At 71.0% G+C, this 16,404-nt stretch carries 15 protein-coding genes; 7 read left to right on the top strand and 8 right to left on the bottom strand.

All coding sequences use genetic code 11. The annotated features are described in order from the left end of the window. Positions 1 to 23 precede the first annotated feature (23 nt). Both F3H10_RS12840 and F3H10_RS12835 read right to left on the bottom strand, forming a co-directional pair. Complete coding sequence (locus F3H10_RS12840) at positions 24 to 1,520, bottom strand: sodium:solute symporter family protein (RefSeq protein WP_149785158.1); 1,497 nt, start codon at positions 1,518 to 1,520, stop codon at positions 24 to 26. Beyond that, positions 1,517 to 1,780 carry a hypothetical protein gene (locus F3H10_RS12835; RefSeq protein WP_142986740.1) on the bottom strand — a complete coding sequence of 88 codons (264 nt, stop codon included), beginning with the start codon at positions 1,778 to 1,780 and terminating at the stop codon, positions 1,517 to 1,519. The genes F3H10_RS12840 and F3H10_RS12835 overlap by 4 nt, the downstream gene beginning before the upstream one ends. Positions 1,781 to 1,965: 185 nt before the next feature. On the opposite strand from F3H10_RS12835, the gene dnaG reads away from it, so the two are divergent. After that, the gene (gene dnaG, locus F3H10_RS12830; protein WP_149785157.1) at positions 1,966 to 3,525 is read left to right on the top strand and encodes a DNA primase DnaG; all 1,560 of its coding nucleotides are present in this window, start codon (positions 1,966 to 1,968) and stop codon (positions 3,523 to 3,525) included. A 51-nt stretch (positions 3,526 to 3,576) separates the two neighbouring features. Here the strand turns inward: dnaG and F3H10_RS12825 are convergent, their stop codons facing one another. From F3H10_RS12825 to F3H10_RS12805, 5 genes are all read right to left on the bottom strand, one after another. Next, positions 3,577 to 4,590 (bottom strand): A24 family peptidase, encoded by a 1,014-nt coding sequence (locus F3H10_RS12825; protein WP_149785156.1) that lies wholly within the window; start codon positions 4,588 to 4,590, stop codon positions 3,577 to 3,579. A 108-nt stretch (positions 4,591 to 4,698) separates the two neighbouring features. Then, entirely contained in the window at positions 4,699 to 4,920 is a 222-nt protein-coding gene (locus F3H10_RS12820) for a hypothetical protein (RefSeq protein ID WP_149785155.1), read from the bottom strand. A 73-nt stretch (positions 4,921 to 4,993) separates the two neighbouring features. After that, on the bottom strand, positions 4,994 to 6,046 hold the full coding sequence (locus tag F3H10_RS12815; RefSeq protein WP_149785154.1) for a GNAT family N-acetyltransferase: 1,053 nt from the start codon (positions 6,044 to 6,046) through the stop codon (positions 4,994 to 4,996). Between the two features lie 3 nt (positions 6,047 to 6,049). Continuing rightward, positions 6,050 to 7,354 (bottom strand): Glu-tRNA(Gln) amidotransferase subunit GatD, encoded by a 1,305-nt coding sequence (gatD, locus tag F3H10_RS12810; RefSeq protein WP_149785153.1) that lies wholly within the window; start codon positions 7,352 to 7,354, stop codon positions 6,050 to 6,052. 88 nt (positions 7,355 to 7,442) lie between these two features. Next, entirely contained in the window at positions 7,443 to 8,042 is a 600-nt protein-coding gene (locus F3H10_RS12805; protein ID WP_149785152.1) for an NUDIX hydrolase, read from the bottom strand. A gap of 152 nt (positions 8,043 to 8,194) precedes the next feature. Here F3H10_RS12805 and F3H10_RS12800 point away from each other — a divergent pair, with 152 nt between their 5' ends. The 6 genes from F3H10_RS12800 (at position 8,195) to F3H10_RS12775 (ending at position 15,030) form a co-directional block, all read left to right on the top strand. Then, positions 8,195 to 9,172, top strand: coding sequence for a hypothetical protein (locus tag F3H10_RS12800; RefSeq protein ID WP_149785151.1), 978 nt, complete (start codon positions 8,195 to 8,197; stop codon positions 9,170 to 9,172). Between the two features lie 27 nt (positions 9,173 to 9,199). Continuing rightward, positions 9,200 to 10,273 carry an ABC transporter permease gene (locus F3H10_RS12795; RefSeq protein ID WP_149785150.1) on the top strand — a complete coding sequence of 358 codons (1,074 nt, stop codon included), beginning with the start codon at positions 9,200 to 9,202 and terminating at the stop codon, positions 10,271 to 10,273. Positions 10,274 to 10,275: 2 nt separating this feature from the next. Beyond that, positions 10,276 to 11,001, top strand: coding sequence for an ABC transporter ATP-binding protein (locus tag F3H10_RS12790; protein WP_149785149.1), 726 nt, complete (start codon positions 10,276 to 10,278; stop codon positions 10,999 to 11,001). 77 nt (positions 11,002 to 11,078) lie between these two features. Then, complete coding sequence (gene proS, locus F3H10_RS12785; RefSeq protein WP_149785148.1) at positions 11,079 to 12,584, top strand: proline--tRNA ligase; 1,506 nt, start codon at positions 11,079 to 11,081, stop codon at positions 12,582 to 12,584. 118 nt (positions 12,585 to 12,702) lie between these two features. Next, on the top strand, positions 12,703 to 13,767 hold the full coding sequence (locus F3H10_RS12780) for a DUF7096 domain-containing protein (RefSeq protein ID WP_149785147.1): 1,065 nt from the start codon (positions 12,703 to 12,705) through the stop codon (positions 13,765 to 13,767). A gap of 102 nt (positions 13,768 to 13,869) precedes the next feature. Next, positions 13,870 to 15,030 (top strand): DUF7345 domain-containing protein, encoded by a 1,161-nt coding sequence (locus F3H10_RS12775; RefSeq protein ID WP_149785146.1) that lies wholly within the window; start codon positions 13,870 to 13,872, stop codon positions 15,028 to 15,030. A 21-nt stretch (positions 15,031 to 15,051) separates the two neighbouring features. On the opposite strand, the gene F3H10_RS12770 is transcribed toward F3H10_RS12775, so the two are convergent. Next, entirely contained in the window at positions 15,052 to 16,368 is a 1,317-nt protein-coding gene (locus F3H10_RS12770; protein ID WP_149785145.1) for an NAD(P)/FAD-dependent oxidoreductase, read from the bottom strand. Between the last annotated feature and the right edge of the window lie 36 nt (positions 16,369 to 16,404).

Here is a 16,404-nt window from a genome sequence, read left to right as displayed (position 1 = left end):
TCCGTCGACGTGGTGTGGCCCCCTCAGTCGCCCGCGACCGCGAACCGGGATGCGTCGCTCTCGGCGGTCGGCGCGGTGACGCGCGAGACGCCGACGGTGAGCGCGAGCGAGAGGACCATCAGCCCGAGCGCCACGTCCCACCCGCCGGATCCCGCGACGGAGACCGTCCGCGGCAGGGTCGGGACGAGCGGGAGGACCGACGACAACACCACGAGGAGGTACGCGACCTGCGGGACCGCGATCCCGACCGCCATCCCGTCGCGGGTGGTCCGGTCCCGGTAGAGCGCGCAGATCACGGGCGGCGCGAGCAGCGCGAACCCCGAGAACGCGGTGTCGCCCACCTCGATCAGCGTCCCGGGCCGGAGGAGGCTCGCGAGGAACGCGAGGCCGGCGAAGAGGACGACGCCGATCCGCCCGAGCAACGCCTCCCCATCGGTCGAGACGCCGGCGTCAACGAACGGTCGGTAGAGGTCGCGGGTGAAGTACGACGACCCCGAGAGCAGCATCGAGTCCGACGAGGACATCATCGCGGCCATCGCGCCCGCGATCACCAGCGCGGCGAACCACGTCGGCGTGTACTCGGCGAGGACGACCGGGAGCACGTTCGAACCCTCGGGCACGTCGATCGGCATCCCGGCGGCCCACGCGCCGAGCATGAACGCGGGGAAAAAGAGGAGCAGCACGAGGACGGGCCACAGCGCGAACGACCGCTTCAGGACCGCCCCCGAGTCCGCGACGAAGAAACGCTGGTTGATCTGCGGGAACATCGTCACGCCGAACGCGATCGTGATCGCGGTCGAGACGATGAACCCCGGCGTGTAGGTCCCGCCGCCGAAGCTCCCGAACTTGGGGCGGGCCGCCAGCATCGACTCGGTCGCCGCGCCGACGCCGCCGACGGCCGAGACCACCCAGGCGGCGGCGACCCAGACGACCGAGAGCATGAACAGTCCCTGTATCGTGTCGGTCCACGCGACGCCGCGCATCCCCGCGAGCGTCACGTACGCGATCATGAACGCGGTGACCAGCGCCGCGCCGCCCCAGTAGGGGACCGCGCCGCCGGTCAGCCCGACGAGCGCCTCGCCCGCGCCCATCTGCTGGAGCATGACGTACGGGAACAGCCACAGGAGGCTGACGCCGGCGACGAGCCCGCGGAGCCCCCGGGAGCCGAACCGGTCGCCGAGCATCTCGCCGAGCGTGACGTACCCGTTCCGCTCGCCGATCAGCCACTGTTTGTAGCCGACGACGTACCACAACACCGCGAACAACACGCCGTCGAGCGTCCCCATCACGATCAGCCACTCCGGACCGGCCGCGTACGCGAGGTTCGGCCCCCCGAAGAAGGTGAACGCCGAGAGCAGCGTGGCGAACGTCGTGAACAGCAACACCAGCGTGCCGATCGAGCGGTTCGCGAGGTAGTAGTCCTCTGCGGTCGACTCCGTGAGCCGGTAGGCGACGAGGCCGATCGCGAGCGCCGTGACCAGGTAGCCGACCACGACCGTGAGCCCGATCCCCGCAGTCATCGCCGGTCGCCCCCGTCGACCGTCGCGTCGGCTTCGCCCGCCCGTTCCGCGGCGTCGATCCCCATTCCGCGCTCCCACGCGCCGCTCCGAACGAACGCCCGGAACGCGAGCGCACAGAGCCCGAGCCACCCGACGTGCCACCAGATCCACGCCGGCAGCCCGGCGACGACGCGGTCCGATCCCCACAGCGGCCACGGGACCGCGAACGCGACGAGGAGCGCGAACGTCGGTATCCAGAGGAGGTCTCTCGAACGTCTCACCGGTTGGAACGATCCAGGGGTCGATCCGATTAAACCCTGTTCCACGGCGGCAATACCTGACGACGACCGGTGGCCGCCGGCCACGTTCGACGACGATCCGTGGGTCGACAGCTATTTTTCCGGACCGATCCTACCCGAAACGGGACGGCGAACCGCCGTCCGTTCACATCACCATCACTCATCACATGAACGACACAGCCAAATACCTGATCCGGGCCACCATCGCGGCCGACGGCGTCGTCGAGCGGAGCGACGTCGTCGGCGCGGTGTTCGGACAGACCGAGGGGCTCCTCGGCGACGAGCTCGACTTGCGCGACCTCCAGGAGTCCTCGAAGGTCGGCCGGATCGACGTGGAGATACGCTCGGAGAACGGGCAGTCCTTCGGCGAGGTGACGGTCGCCTCGAGCCTCGACAAGGTCGAGACCGCGATCCTTGCGGCCTCGCTGGAGACGATAGACCGGATCGGCCCCTGCGGGGCCGCCGTCGAGGTGACGAGCATCGAGGACGTGCGCGCGGCCAAGCGGCGGGAGGTCGTCGAGCGCGCCAAGGAGCTCGTCGCGAGCGGGTTCGAGGAGACGAGCCTCGCCAGCGACGACGTGTTGGAGGAGGTCAGGGACGCCGCCCGGATCGAGGGCGTCGTCGACTACGAGGGACTCCCGGCCGGTCCGCGGGTCGGCGACTCCGACGCGGTGATAGTCGTCGAGGGCCGGGCGGACGTCTCGACGCTGCTCGAGTGCGGGATCAAGAACGCGGTCGCCGTCGAGGGGACGAACGTCCCCGACGCGGTCGCGGACCTCACGCGCTCGCGCACGGTCACCGCGTTCCTCGACGGCGACCGCGGCGGCGAGCTCATCCTCCGCGAGCTCGCACAGGTCGGCGAGGTCGACTACGTCGCGTTCGCGCCGCCCGGCGAGTCCGTCGAGGACCTCGACCGCGGGGCCGTCTTCGAGGCGCTCCGCGGGAAGGTGCCCTACGAGACGCTCGCCGACGCGCCGAATCTCCGGGAGGCGGCCGGTAGCGGCCCCGAAACCGACGCGGATGACGGGGAGGACGACGCCGGAGGCAATGCCGACACCGACGACGCGGCCGACATCGACGACGATGCCGACATCGACACTGACGACGCGGCCGACGCGACCGCCGCCGACGCGCTCCGACCCGACAGTTCGGCCGCGACGACCGAGCCGAACGGCGTCGAGGGCGCGCGCGACCCCGACGAGTTCGGGGGATCCGACGCTTCCGAGGGATCCGACGACCCCGACGGATCCGACGACCCGGAGGACGCTCCCGGAACGCCCTCCGACCGGGACGACGACGCTACCACCACCGCCGCCGCCACCGGTGACGCAACCACGGCCGACGCCGACGACGCCGCTCCGACCGATCGCTCGGTCGGTACGGACGACGCGGACTCCGCGAGCGACCCGACTTCCGACGACGAGCCCAGATCGCTCGAGGAACACGTCCAGGAGGTCGTCGACCGCGAGAGCGGGCTCGCGAGGCTGCTCGACGACGACCTCGGCGTTCTCGACGAGGTCGAGGTCGACGACGCGTTCGACGCGGTCGAGGGCGCGTCCGACCCGCCCCACGCCGTCGTCGTCGACGGCCGGATCGACCAGCGACTCCTCGACGTCGCCGCCCAGCGCGGCGTGAGTCGGCTGTTCGGTCGCGAACTCGGCGAGTTCGTCAAACGACCGATCGGCACGCGGGTCTCGACCGTCGGCGACCTGCCGATCGAGGCCTGACCGGGTCGTCGGTCCGGACCGACGCGTCGTTCCCGGACCACTTCTTCCGGCTCACACCAGTCCGAGCGCGCCGAGCAGCGCGAACAACGCGTCGCCGTAGGTGACGGAGACGACCAGCCCGGCCGCCATCGGCACGACGAACGGCATCCCCGGCGAGACGCGGACCGTCTCGCGGCCGGCGACCACCTCCAACCCTTCGCGGAGCGTCTCGGCGTCGGTTCCGTACGCGCCGTGGTCGATCTCGGCGAGGAACCGCTCCGCGGCCCACGGGTCGTCGAAGTCGGGGATCCTCTCGTCGTCGCCGTCGCCGCCCCCAGCGGCGTCGTCGCTTTCGATCGCCGTCCCGCCGTCGGTCGCGGGGCCGACGTGTGTCCCGCCGTCGGTGGGATCGAACGTCTCAGTGACGCTCTCGGGGTCGCGGAGGCGGTCGGGGTCCGCGCGGAGGGCCGCGAGCGTCAGCCCGCGCCACCGGAGGTACATCCGGAGCGCGTCCAGGTCCAGTCCGTTCCGGGTCGTTCCCTCGGGGTCCTCGAACAGTCGGCCGTGTCGTTCCGGGAGCGAGCCGGTCGACACCGGCCGGGCGAGGAACATCGTCGTCGAGCGCTCGCCGCTCACGAGGTTGGAGGCGGCCAGTCCGACCGGGTATGCCAACCCGAGAAGCACCGTGTTCGTGAGGACCGTGAGCGAGAAGACGCCCAGCGCGGTCTCGACGACCGGCAGGGAGAGGCCGGCGACCTCGTAGCTCGGGAAGGTCGGGAAGACGACCGCGAGCGCGATGAGCGCCTTCGCGTCGGCCCCGCCGAACGCCCCGAGATACCAGAACGCGTAGCCGAGCGGCGCGACGAACAGCAGGCTGACGGCGACCCGGACGAGGAACCACCGGCCGTCGAGCCCCGCGAAGGGCCACAGCAGGGCCGCGTCCCAGAGGAGCAACAGCGCACCGAAGGCGTACAGCGGCGGCCAGATCCGGTTGGGGAGCCGCCGGGTCCGGACGTCCCGGACCGCCGCCCAGCAGAAGACGGGGACGACGATCAGTCGGAGCGCGTCCGGCAGGGTCGCGAACATGTCGACACGGCCGGGGCGGGGGGAATTAGGCGTTCGGGTTCGGGTATCGCGATCGATACTCGACGGACGGGCCCGGATCCGTCCCGTTCCGACCGCGTCGAGCCCGACTCATCGTCCGGACGGCCCCGCGTCGCGGTGGAGGTACATGTACGCTAACACCGGGAGGATGGTGAACACGAGCGTCGCGAGGAACCACGCCAGCGCCCGGTCGCTGCCGCGCGCCTTCGCGTCCCGGTAGATCCAGACCGCGACCGCGAGGACGATCCCGTACACCGCCCCGTAGTAGAGCACCGACCGGAACGTCTCGAACTGGAGTACGACCGGGTCCATACGCGGTCTGCGGGGGCGGGAGAAAAGAGCGTAGCGGTCCAGGATGCGGTCGACAGCGATCGGACGAGGCGGCTCAGTCGCCGGCGACCGCCGGGTCCGTGAGGTCGGCGCTCGTCACGAAGTCCGGCTCCGCGGCGACCGCCACGCGGTTCGACGCGGTGTCGCTGACGTGTTCGACCGTCTCGGGGACGAGCACGCGGGTGGCCGTGGCGTCGCGTCCGGCCGCATCGCGCCCGATGGCGTCGTACAGTGCCCCCGCGGCCGCCGCGTCCCGCCACGCCGCGACCCCGTAGACCGCGGTCCGGTCGGCGTCGCGGTCGCCGTCGAACCCGGCGTCGTTGCCGGCGTCGTCACTGATCGACTCGTACTCCGTGACCCGGGTGTGGACGGCGACCCCCGCGATCCCGCCGTCGGCGACCGCGAGCAGCCGGTCCTCCGCGGCCGCCGCCGCCAGCCGCTCCCGGGTGACCTCCGAACAGGCCCACGACTCGGTCGGGTCGAGCGCAAGCCCGTCGAGGTGGGCACGGGCGTCGCTCCTCTGCCAGAACGCCCACGCCGCGTCGGGGTCGGGATCGGGGACGACCGCGGTCGCGGCGGCGTCTCGACCCGGATCCGACGCGGGCTCCGGATGCGCGAACCGGAATTCGGTCGTCGGCTCGAACCCCGCCGCCCGCGACTGGCCGAGCCCGGCGACGTTCCAGGAGAACACCATGTTTCGACAGACGGTCGCGCCGGTCGTGCGCGCCCACTCGAGGACGGCCTCCGTGAGGCGGCTACCGACGCCGAGCCCTCGGGCGGCCGGGTGGACGCGGATCCCCTGAACCCACGCCTCCCACTCGGAGAGGGTCACGCCTCGGATACAGCCGACCACCGCCTCCGGATCTCCGGGGGCGGCCGCGCCGGTCCCGTCCCCGGTCACGAGCGTGGCGTCGTCCTCGGGCAGCGCGGCGTCGTCCCCGGCGAGCGTCGCGACGAACGTCCGCCTCGCGTCGTCGTCGGCCGCGACCCACTCGGGGAGGACTCGGGGGACGTAGTCGTCCGAGCGGTCACCCCACGTGTCGCCGGTGAAGGAGACGACCGCGTCGACGTCGGCGGGGCGGGCCTCCCGCACCGTGGCTCGGGTCATCGGTCACCGCCAGGGACGCGACTCCTCCGTCAACTCGCCCGCGAGGTCCCGGCGCATCGCGGCTTCCGGGTCGTCGACGTTCGCGAGGGCCCACATGAGCTTCACCTTCGCGGTGCCGGGGAGGGTGTCGCCCGCCTCGACCACGCCGGCGTCGAGGAGGTCGCGGCCGGTGTCGTAGACGCGGTCGCACACCCGCCCCTCGAGACACTGGCTCGTCATGGCGACGACCGTCCCGTCCTCGACGAGCGACTCCACCCGCGGGATGAGGTCGGTGTGGACGTGGCCGAGCCCCGTCCCCTCGATCACGACGCCGGCCTTGCCCTCGAGGTAGTCCCACGCCGCGGGGTCCATCCCCGGCGTGAACTTGACGAGCTCGACGTCCGACTCGAGGTCGGCCGCGATCGCGGGGCCGGCTCCCTCCCCCTCACCCTCCTCGTCCCCGCGCGGGGCGGGCTCGCGGTTCCACGTGATGGCCGCCGCCGCGACGTCGCCGTCGGCTCCCGCCTCGGTCGCGGTCTCGTAGTCGACGAGCCCGAGCGGCTCCGCGCCCACCGTCTCGAAGGCGTCGCGCCGGGAGGTGTGGTTCTTCCGGACGCGGGTGCCGCGGTGGAGCGCGCAGGCGTCGTCTGAGGGGCTCGCGTGCATACACACCAGCGTCTCCGCGTGGTCCGCCTTCGCGGCCTCGACCGCACAGACCGCGTTCATCACGTTGTCCGAGGAGGGTCGGTCCGCCGAGCGCTGGCTCCCGGTGAACACGACCGGGACGGGCACGTCGAGCGAGAAGGCGAGCGCGGACGCGGAGTACTGCATCGTGTCCGTCCCGTGCATCACGACGACGCCGTCGGCTCCGGCCTCGACCTCCTCGCGGACCGCCTCGGCGAGGTCCCGCCAGATCCCGGGCTCCATGTTCTCCGAGAGGATGTTGGCGACGACGCGGCCACGGTAGTTCGCGCGACCCGCGAGGTCGGGGACCGCCCGCAACACGTCCTCGGCGTCGAACCGGGCGGTGACGGCGCCCGTGCGGTAGTCGACGGTCGACGCGATGGTCCCGCCGGTGGAGATGAGCGCCACGGTCGGCAGGTCGTCGTCGAAGGTGATCTCGCTCGCCTCGCCCGCGGCGTCGCCGCCGTCGTCGACGTCGCGCGCGCCCGACTCGAGCACCTCCACGTCGGCCGCCTCGCGGTCGACGCCGACGTTGTACCCGCCCTCGAGCTTGACGACGAGGTGCTCGCGCGTCGTCGAGGGCAACAGCACGCCCTCGTTCGTGACGTCCCCGCGCTCGACGCGGACGCGATCTCCCGGTTGCATGTGTCCCGGTTCCCGGTCGGCGGACTTGAATCCAGCCGTTCGCGGTCGGTGACGATTCGACGCGCGACCGCGGCGAGGCGTCCGCCGCTCAGATCGGGAAGTCGGCCTCGGGGCCGACGACGCGGTCGGGTTCGGGCGGGGCGCGCCACTCGGTCGTGCGTTCGAGGAGTTGGACCACCATCCGCCCGGTCACGCCCCAGACGGTGTAGCCGTCGACGTGGAAGTAGTGGACGCGGTGGTCGCCGTACTCCGGGTGGCCGATCCGCCGTTCGGACTCGTAGTTCTCGGGGTCGACGAGGTCGTCGACGGAGAGGACGACGACCTCGGCCACCTCCGACTCGTCGGGAACGTACTCGCGGTCGGGAGCCACGCCGACGAACGGACGAACCGCGTATGCGCTGCTGGTCCGCGCGTCGTCGATGCGGCCGACGACGTCGACCTCGTCGGGGCGCATGCCGACCTCCTCGTTCGCCTCCCGAAGCGCGGTGTCGGTCAGGGTCCGGTCGACCGGCTCGCGGCCGCCGCCGGGAAAGCTCATCTGACCGGGGTGTTCCCCGAGGTGCTCGGCGCGCTTCGTGAACAGCAGGTGGGCGTCCCCACCACGTTCGATCACCGGGGCCAATACGGCCGCCTCCCGGCGACCGGCGAGCGACCGCGACGCGTGACGGCGAAGCCCCGACAGGTCCATGCCCGGGCGTAGGAACTCGGTGGCGGTTAACCTTTCTCCGATCGCCGGACGGCGAGCGCGGTCGTTTCAACTCGAGAGAACATCCGGGGAATGATATGATTGATACCATAGGTTTAAGAGATGACCCTTGAATCGTTAGTCGATCACCGATCATGAGACATCGACGAACTCTCGCCGCGTTGCTGATCGTCGTCGTGACCGCGGGCTGTACGGGGGCCGTCCCCGGGCTCGGGGGCGCAGGACCGATCGACCAGACGCCGGACAGCGCCGAGGCGGTGTTCCACGTGGACGCCGACGGACTGGAGGGCGACCCCGCGACCACGACGATCATCGAGAGCCTCTCGGAGGAGAACCCGTCCATGGAGGGTCCTGAGGAGCTCGGAAGCGACTTCGAGGAGGAGTTCAACGTCGCTCCGGGCGACGTGAGCGAGGTGGTGGTGTTCACCGAGGACGTCGAGACCGCGGGCGGGTACGGCGAGCAGTCCGTCGGGCTCGTCGTCCACGGCGAGTTCGACTCCGACGAGGTCGTCGACGGCATTCGAAACCAGTCGACCGACCTCGAGGAGGTCGAGTACAACGACCACACGCTGTACACGGGGCCCGACCAGAGCCTCGCCGGTGACACGGCGGCCGTCGCGGTGCTCGACGACGGCCAGATCGTCATCGGCGACCGGGCCTCGGTCGAATCGGTCGTCGACACCACGGCAGGTGACGCCGACGCACTGAGTGGCGACCTCAGGGACGAGTACGACACGGCCACCGACGGCGCGCTCGTCGCGGGCGCGACGGAGTTCCCGGGCGAGGAACTCGCCGGGCAGTCGGTCGGTGCCGGCATCGACACCTCGGTCCTCGAATCCGTGACGCTCGCGTCCTACGGGTATCGGACCGACGACCAGACGGTCTCCACGGAGCTTCGACTCCACACCGAGAGCGCGTCCGACGCGCAGGACCTCCGGGACGTGATCGCCGGCGCGCTCGTCGCCGCCGGCGACACCGGCTACGAGGACCTCGACGCCGAACTGGACGAGATCGAGGCCGAACAGGACTCCGACGACGAGTCGATCGTCGTCGTCGGCTACGAGGGCGACGCCGAGGACGTCGCGGGCGCGATGGAGACGCTCCTCTACTAGCCTCGTCGCGCTCCCGCTCGTCATCCGATGATACGCGACACGGCCGTGTTCCTCTGGACGGAAGCGTACGCGGCCAGAGGACGGCTCGCCGCCCTCTTCGTCGGTTTCGCCCTTCTTCCCGGCCTCCTCGTGGTCGGCACCGCCGGTTTCGACCAGACGCTTCCCCAGGACGTTCCCGTGGGCGTCGCGCCGGCGGAGGCGGACACGACCGCGGACGACCTGACCGTGACGCGGGGCGGGGTCGCGCTGTTGGGGACGCCCGTCCGGTACGAGACCGAGGAGGCGGCCCTCCGCGGGCTCGACCGCGAGGAGGTGTACCTCGTCGTCCTCGTCCCGCCCGACGTCCTCGACGACGGATCGACGACGGAGTTCCGAATGATCTGGCACGGATCCGCGGTGCCGCTCATCGAGGCGATCGGGCTGTTGGAGGCCGTGTTGAGCGTCGAGCTCTCGTCGGTTCTCCCCGGGGAGGTCGACGTCACTCACGAGCAGCGCGGGACGCAGTTGACGCTCTCGGAGTACCTCATCCCGACCGGCATGACCCTGTTCGTGCTGGTCGTCGGGCTGCTCTTCGTCCCCTACGACGTGATGACCGACCGACGGGTGATCGATCGGATCCGCCACCAGTCGCGGTTGGAGGCGTTCGTGGCCGCGAAGCTGCTGTTTTACACGCTCACGATGGCAGTCGTGCTCGCCGCCGTCGCGGTCGCGAACGTCCCGATGGAGTACCGGATCGCCCCGCTTCGCGTCGAGACCGCGACGGCCGTGGGGCTGTTGTTCCTCTCGACGGCGGCGGTCGGCACCGGGATCGCGTTCCTCCTGGGACTGGGTCGCACCGCGCTGTTCGCCAACCTCGGCGTGTTGATCGGGATCGTCGGGTTCGGAAGCCTGCTGTACCCGGTCGGGTTCTTCTCGTCGATACGGATGGAGATCGCGCGGAGCCTCCCGCCGCACTACCTCGCGATCGCGATCAGGGGACACCTCGTCCGCGGCGACGGGTTCGGCCTGTACGCCGACTGGTACCGGCTCATCGGGACATACGTGGTCGGCTGTCTCGGCTTCTGTTGGGGCTGTATTCGAACCTACGAGTGGAGGCGCTGAGGATGTCTGACCGCCTCCCTCCCGACTCGAGTGCCGGCCTTTCCGGTCGGCTCGCCGGCCTCCTCGACCGAGTCGGTTCGCGAGGGGAGTACCGAGAGCCCTCATCGGATCCGTCGGACCCCGCAGTCGAGTTCCGCGACGTCTCGAAACGGTTCGGACCGGTGACGGCGCTCGACGGGATCGACTGTCGGTTCGATCGCGGCGGGATCCACGGCGTCGTCGGGCCGAACGGGTCGGGGAAGACGACGCTCTTCGAGGTCCTCCTTCGGCTGCGGCGTCCGACGTCCGGGACGGTGACCGCGCCGCCGCCGGCGGCCATCGGCTACTCGTTTCAGGAGCCCCAGTTCTATCCGAACCTCACGGCGGGGGAGAACCTCTCGGTCTTCACACGGCTTCACGGCGATGTCGACCCCGAGTGGCGGCGCTCCGTGACCGAGCGGCTCCGGCTCGACAGGGTACGACACCAGCGGGCCGCGGCCCTCTCGGGCGGGTTTCGGAAGAAGCTCGACGTCGCCATCGCGTTCGTCTCCCGGCCGGAGCTGCTCGTTCTCGACGAGCCGCTGGCGGGGATCGACCGGCTCTCTCGAGAACGCGTCATCGAGTTGATCGTCGAGCACGCCCAGGGGGGCGGGACCGTTCTCGTCTCCTCACACGACCGCGAGCATGTCGACCCGATCCTCGACTCCTCGCTGGCGCTGTACGACGGTCGCGTCGGTCGACCGGAGTGATCGCGGCGGACGGGTCGGCCTCGTCGCGGAACGCGCCTTCGGACCTTTTAAGCCCGCGACCCGCCGTGTGAGGAACAATGAGCGACGACGACCAGGAGCTCGGCATCACCGAGTCCAAGTCACACAACACCGGCGAGTGGTACGCCGAGGTCGTACGGAAGGCGGGGCTCGCGGACTACGGCCCCGAGGGGATGAGCGGGTTCATCGTCACGCGACCGCGGGCGTACGCGATCTGGGAGCGACTCCAGGGCTTCCTCGACGCGAAGTTCAAGGACACGGGCGTACGGAACGCCTACTTCCCGATGTTCATCCCCGAGTCCTACCTCGAACGCGAGAAGGACATCGTCGAGGGGTTCGACCCCGAGGTGGCGTGGGTGACGGAGGCGGGAACCAAGGAGCTCGAGGAGCGGCTCGCGGTCCGGCCGACCTCCGAGTCGATCATCACGCCGTACATCAGCCAGTGGGTACGGAGCCACCGCGACCTCCCGCTGCGGGTGAACCAGTGGTGTTCGGTCGTGCGCTGGGAGGCGACGGAGACGAAGCCGTTCTTCCGGACGAAGGAGTTCCTCTGGCAGGAGGGCCACACCGCCCACGCGACGAGCGAGGACGCCTGGACGGAGACGATGACCCGGCTCGACCAGTACGAGTCCGTCTACGAGGACCTGCTCGCGATCCCGGTCCTGAAGGGCCAGAAGCCGGATCACGACAAGTTCCCGGGCGCGGACACGACGACGACGGTCGAGGCGCTGATGCCCGACGGGAAGTCCGTTCAGGGCGCGACCTCCCACCACCTCGGGCGCTCGTTCGCGGAGGCGTTCGACATCACGTTCTCCGACGAGGACGAGGAGGACAGGACCGCCCACACGACCTCGTGGGGGCTCTCCTGGCGGGCGCTCGGCGCGCTGATCATGACCCACTCCGACGAACAGGGGCTCGTGCTCCCGCCGACGGTCGCGCCGACGCAGGTCGTCGTCGTCCCGATCTGGCAGGAGGACACCAAAGAGGACGTGCTGGCGTACGCGGAGGGCGTCGCCGACGACCTCGAGGAGGCGGGGATCCGCGTCGAACTCGACGAGCGCGACGAGCGCAACCCCGGGTTCAAGTTCAACGAACACGAGCTCAACGGCGTCCCCCTGCGGATCGAGATCGGCCCCTACGAGGTCGAGGACGACGAGCTCACGCTGAACCACCGACCCGACGGGGAGGAGCGCGTCGAGGACCGCGAGGGCGTCGCCGACGCCGTCCGCGAACACCTCGACGAGGTGTACGCGAAGCTGTACGCGGCCGCCGAGGACACCCTCGACGGGGAGGTCCGGGAGGCGGACGACCGTGCCGGGATCCTCGGCACGCTCGGCCAGCACGGCGGGTACGTGAAGACGCCGTGGTGCGGCGACGAGGCGTGCGAGGAGCCGATCAAGGAGCCGATGGCCGCCGAGATCGTCATGGTCCCCTTCGAGGAGGACGACCCCCTCGTCGCCGACGGCGACACCGCCGACCGCGCCGGCGACGCGGACCACGGAGAGGCGTGCGCGATCTGCGGCGAGCCCGCCGAGCGGACGGCGTACTTCGCGAAGTCGTACTGAACGGGCCGCGGTCGAACGCCGATCTCGACGACCCCGCCCGCCGACATCCGGGTTAATCCGGCTTAATTCGGGACGAGGGGTGTGGGAGTATTTACGCGGCGGTCGCCGATCGGGAGACATGACCCGACGGATCCCGTTGCTCGTCGCCGCCCTGGTGGTCGCGGGACTGATCGCGATGGTCCCGCTGGGGGCCGCGGTGACCGGCGAGCCCGGAGCACAGGCTGGCCTCGGCGACGGCGTGGATGCCGGCGAGAACGTACAGGTGGAAGCGGAAAACGACACGCGGACCGGATCGGCGAACGCCACGACCGACCTCAGTCCCGGCGAACGGCTGTCCGGCGTCATCGGCGTTCAGGGAGCAGAGGTCGACGGCGAGGTGTCGTCACGATCCTTCGAGATCCGGCTCGCCGAGGCGGAGACCGACGAGGAGCGCGCGGCCGTGGTCGCGGCGCAACTCGAGCGGAACGAGCGACGGCTCGCGGAGCTCCGGGAGCGGCGGGAGGAGCTCCGGCAACGCCGCGACGCCGGGAACGTGAGCCCCGGCGCGTACGCCGCCCGGACGGCGGCGATCGGGACGCAGGCCGCGACGGTGAATCGAACGACGAACCGAAGCGCCGAGGTCGCCGCGGGGCTGCCCGCGGAGGCGCTCGCCGAACGGGGCGTCGACGCCGATCGGATCCGGACCCTCCGCGACCGGGCGAGCGAGTTGAGCGGCCCCGAGACCGCGGCGATCGCTCGGGAGATCGGCGGGAACCGGACCGGCGCGCCGATGGGTCCCGATCGTGCCGGCCCGCCCGGATCCGGAATCGGCACGCCGGGCGGTGACACCCCGGGTGTCGGTTCTCCGGGCGCCGATACCTCGGACGCGGGGGGCAACGCCTCCGAGCCGCGGAACGGCTCGGCCGCCGACGGCCCGGCACGGGGCGGAACGAACCGTAGCGGGGCGACCACGGGCGAAAACGCCACCGACGGAAACACTACCAACGGAAACACTACCGACGGGGACGAAACGGGCGAACGCGCCGGCAGTGGAGACGGGGGTGACGGCGTCGGAAGCGACGACGGTGGTACTGCCGGGAGCGACGACGATGACAACGCCGGAAGCGACGCTGACTCGGACTCCAATGGCGACCCGGGTGCCGGAGACGGAGCCAGCGGTGACGACCGGCGCGGTGACCCGTAGCGTGCTCGCGTCGGTGAGGGACGACCGAAGTCGACGGCGGAGCGCTCGGGGCCGACGCCGGACATGAGAAACGATTTAGCGCGGCCGCGTGTCGGGTCGTTCGTGCAGCGAACGACGGTACTCACGGCGCTCGTCTGCTGTCTCGCCGTCAGTCTCCTCGCCGTCGGTCTTCTCGTCGGCGCGTCCACCGGCGTTGCGGGAGTCGGTGCCGGAGACGTCTTCGCCCAACAGGAGGAGATCGACCCCGACGACGTCCTGATCACCGCCGACGTCAACGCCGACGGGGACGCGGTCTGGACGATCGAGTACCGGGTCCGTCTCTCGACGAGCGACGAGGAACAGGCCTTCGAGGAGTTCCGGACGGACCTCGAGGCGAACCCCGAGGCCTACACCGACCGGTTCCGCGGGCGGATGGAGACGACCGTCAACGAGTCCGCGATCGCCACCGGTCGGGAGATGGGCGTCTCGAACGTGTCCGTGACCGCGGAGCGGCGGGAGATCCCCCAGGAGTACGGCGTCGTCACCTATCGGTTCCACTGGAGCGGCTTCGCGACCGTCGAGGACGGACGGATCGCGGCCGGCGACGCGGTCGACGGGATGTTCCTCGACGAGGAGAGTTCGCTCATCGTCTCGTGGCCGGACTCATACGAACTGGATACGGCGTCGCCCGCGCCCGCGGAGACGCGCGACGGCTCGGTCGTCTGGGTCGGCCCGGTCGACTTCGCCGGAGGGGAGCCGCGGATCTCGGCCGTCCCCGACTCCGCCCTGAACTCGCTCCCGGGCTGGCTCCCGGTCCTCGCCGTGGTCGGCCTCCTCGTCGTCCTCGGCGGGGTACTGGCGTACTCCCGACGCGATCGGGCGGGATCGGAGTCGACGACACCGGAGTCGGCGGCTGCCGCGAGCGACGACTCCGCGGAGGGGGAATCCGGGGGTGACGACCCGGACGACGACCCGGATGACGCCGACGGGGACGAGGAGGGGAACGTCCCGCCGGTCGACGCGGAGCTTCTGAGCAACGAGGAGCAGGTGCTGCGGCTCATCGAGCGTGAGGGCGGCCGAATGAAACAGAAGCGGGTCGCCGAGGAGCTCGACTGGACGGCCGCGAAGACGAGTCAGGTGGTGACGGGGCTCCGCGACGAGGGCGACCTGGATGGATTCCGGCTGGGCCGCGAGAACGTGCTCTCGCTGCCGGACCATGGTGAGGGCGGCGATACCGTCGACGACGACGGGAACGGCGAGGACGACGAGGCCGGCCGGGAGTAGCGACGCCGGCGACGGCTCGCGTCACAGATGCTCGCTCGCGGCCGCCGCCGCGGTCCGCCCGCTCTCCAACGCGCCCTGGATCGAGGACCACTCGGTGTATTCGCCCGCGAGGACCACCGGACCCTCGGGCTCGTCCGGGTCGGGGAGGGTCGCGTGGACTCCCGGCGGCTGGGCGAACTGTGCGAAGGGGATCCGGTCGACTGCGACGGTCTCGAGGCTCTCGAACCCGCGCTCCGGATACCACGCGGAGAGCGCGTTTCGTGTGTCTTCACGGAGGTCGTCGGCGCCGCGCTCCAGCGCCGCCTCGCCGAGGAACGTCGCCGCGAGCAGGGGGCGGTTCCGGGGCGCGTACTCGGCGGCGACCTCCGAGACCGGCACGACCGCGTTCGGCGACTCGCCCGCCGCGTTGAGCAGGATCCGCCTGCCGGTCGAGAACGACGACCGCTCGGGGAGCGCGTACCACGCGGTGACGTTGGGTACTCCCGACTCGGGGACCGATTCGACGCCGGTCAGCCGCCGCGCCTCCGGCGGCGTGGTCGCGACGACGACACACCCCGCGTCGAGCGTCTCGCCGTCCGCGAGCTCGACGCGCGCGCCGTCCGCCGGGCCGCCGGAACCGAGCCGGAACCGGCCGCCCGACCCGACGTCGATCGCCTCGACGTCCTCGCCGGTACGGACCTCGACCCCGGCGTCCGTGGCGCGCTCGGCCAGCTGCTCCGGGATCGCCGCCATCCCCTCGGCGGGCACCGCGATCGACCCGCGGCCCATCGCGCGGAAGGTGTACTCGAAGACGGCCTTCGAGGTCGCAAGCGACCGGTCGAGGGTGATCCCGCCGTAGAAGGGCTCGACGAAGTTCGCGACGTAGTCGCCCGAGAAGCCCCAGTCCGCGAGGTACTCGCGGATCGACGCGTCGGAGCCGTGGTCCGAGAAGAACTCGTCCTCCGCACGTTGCGAGAGGTCGTACCGGAGCGCGAGCGTCCGGAGCTTATCGGAGAAGGGGACCTCGTGGTTGAGCGCCGACTCGATCGCGGCGGTCGGCTCGCGGAGCGGGTCCGAGAGGACGGCCCGCGATCCCGGCCGGCAGACCGTCGCGCCGGGCGAGAACCGCCGGAGGTCGAGCGCCTCCGTGTCGAGTTCACGCGCCACGGCCGGGTAGCTCGTGAAAAGCACCTGGAACCCCCGGTCGAGCGTGAAGCCGTCGACCTCGCGGGAGCGAACCCGGCCGCCGACGCTCGGTCGTCGTTCACAGAGCGTCACGTCCGCGCCCGCCTCCGCGAGCCGGGCCGCCGAGACGAGCCCGGCGAGCCCCCCGCCGACGACGATGGCGTCTGCGTCCATGAGCGTCGTATCGAACCGGCGGATAATAAGGGACCA

The organism is Halorubrum aquaticum (assembly GCF_900113615.1).
Taxonomy (GTDB): domain Archaea; phylum Halobacteriota; class Halobacteria; order Halobacteriales; family Haloferacaceae; genus Halorubrum; species Halorubrum aquaticum.
Note: the sequence above shows the minus strand (reverse complement) of the source record. Positions and strands in the feature narration are given on the sequence as shown.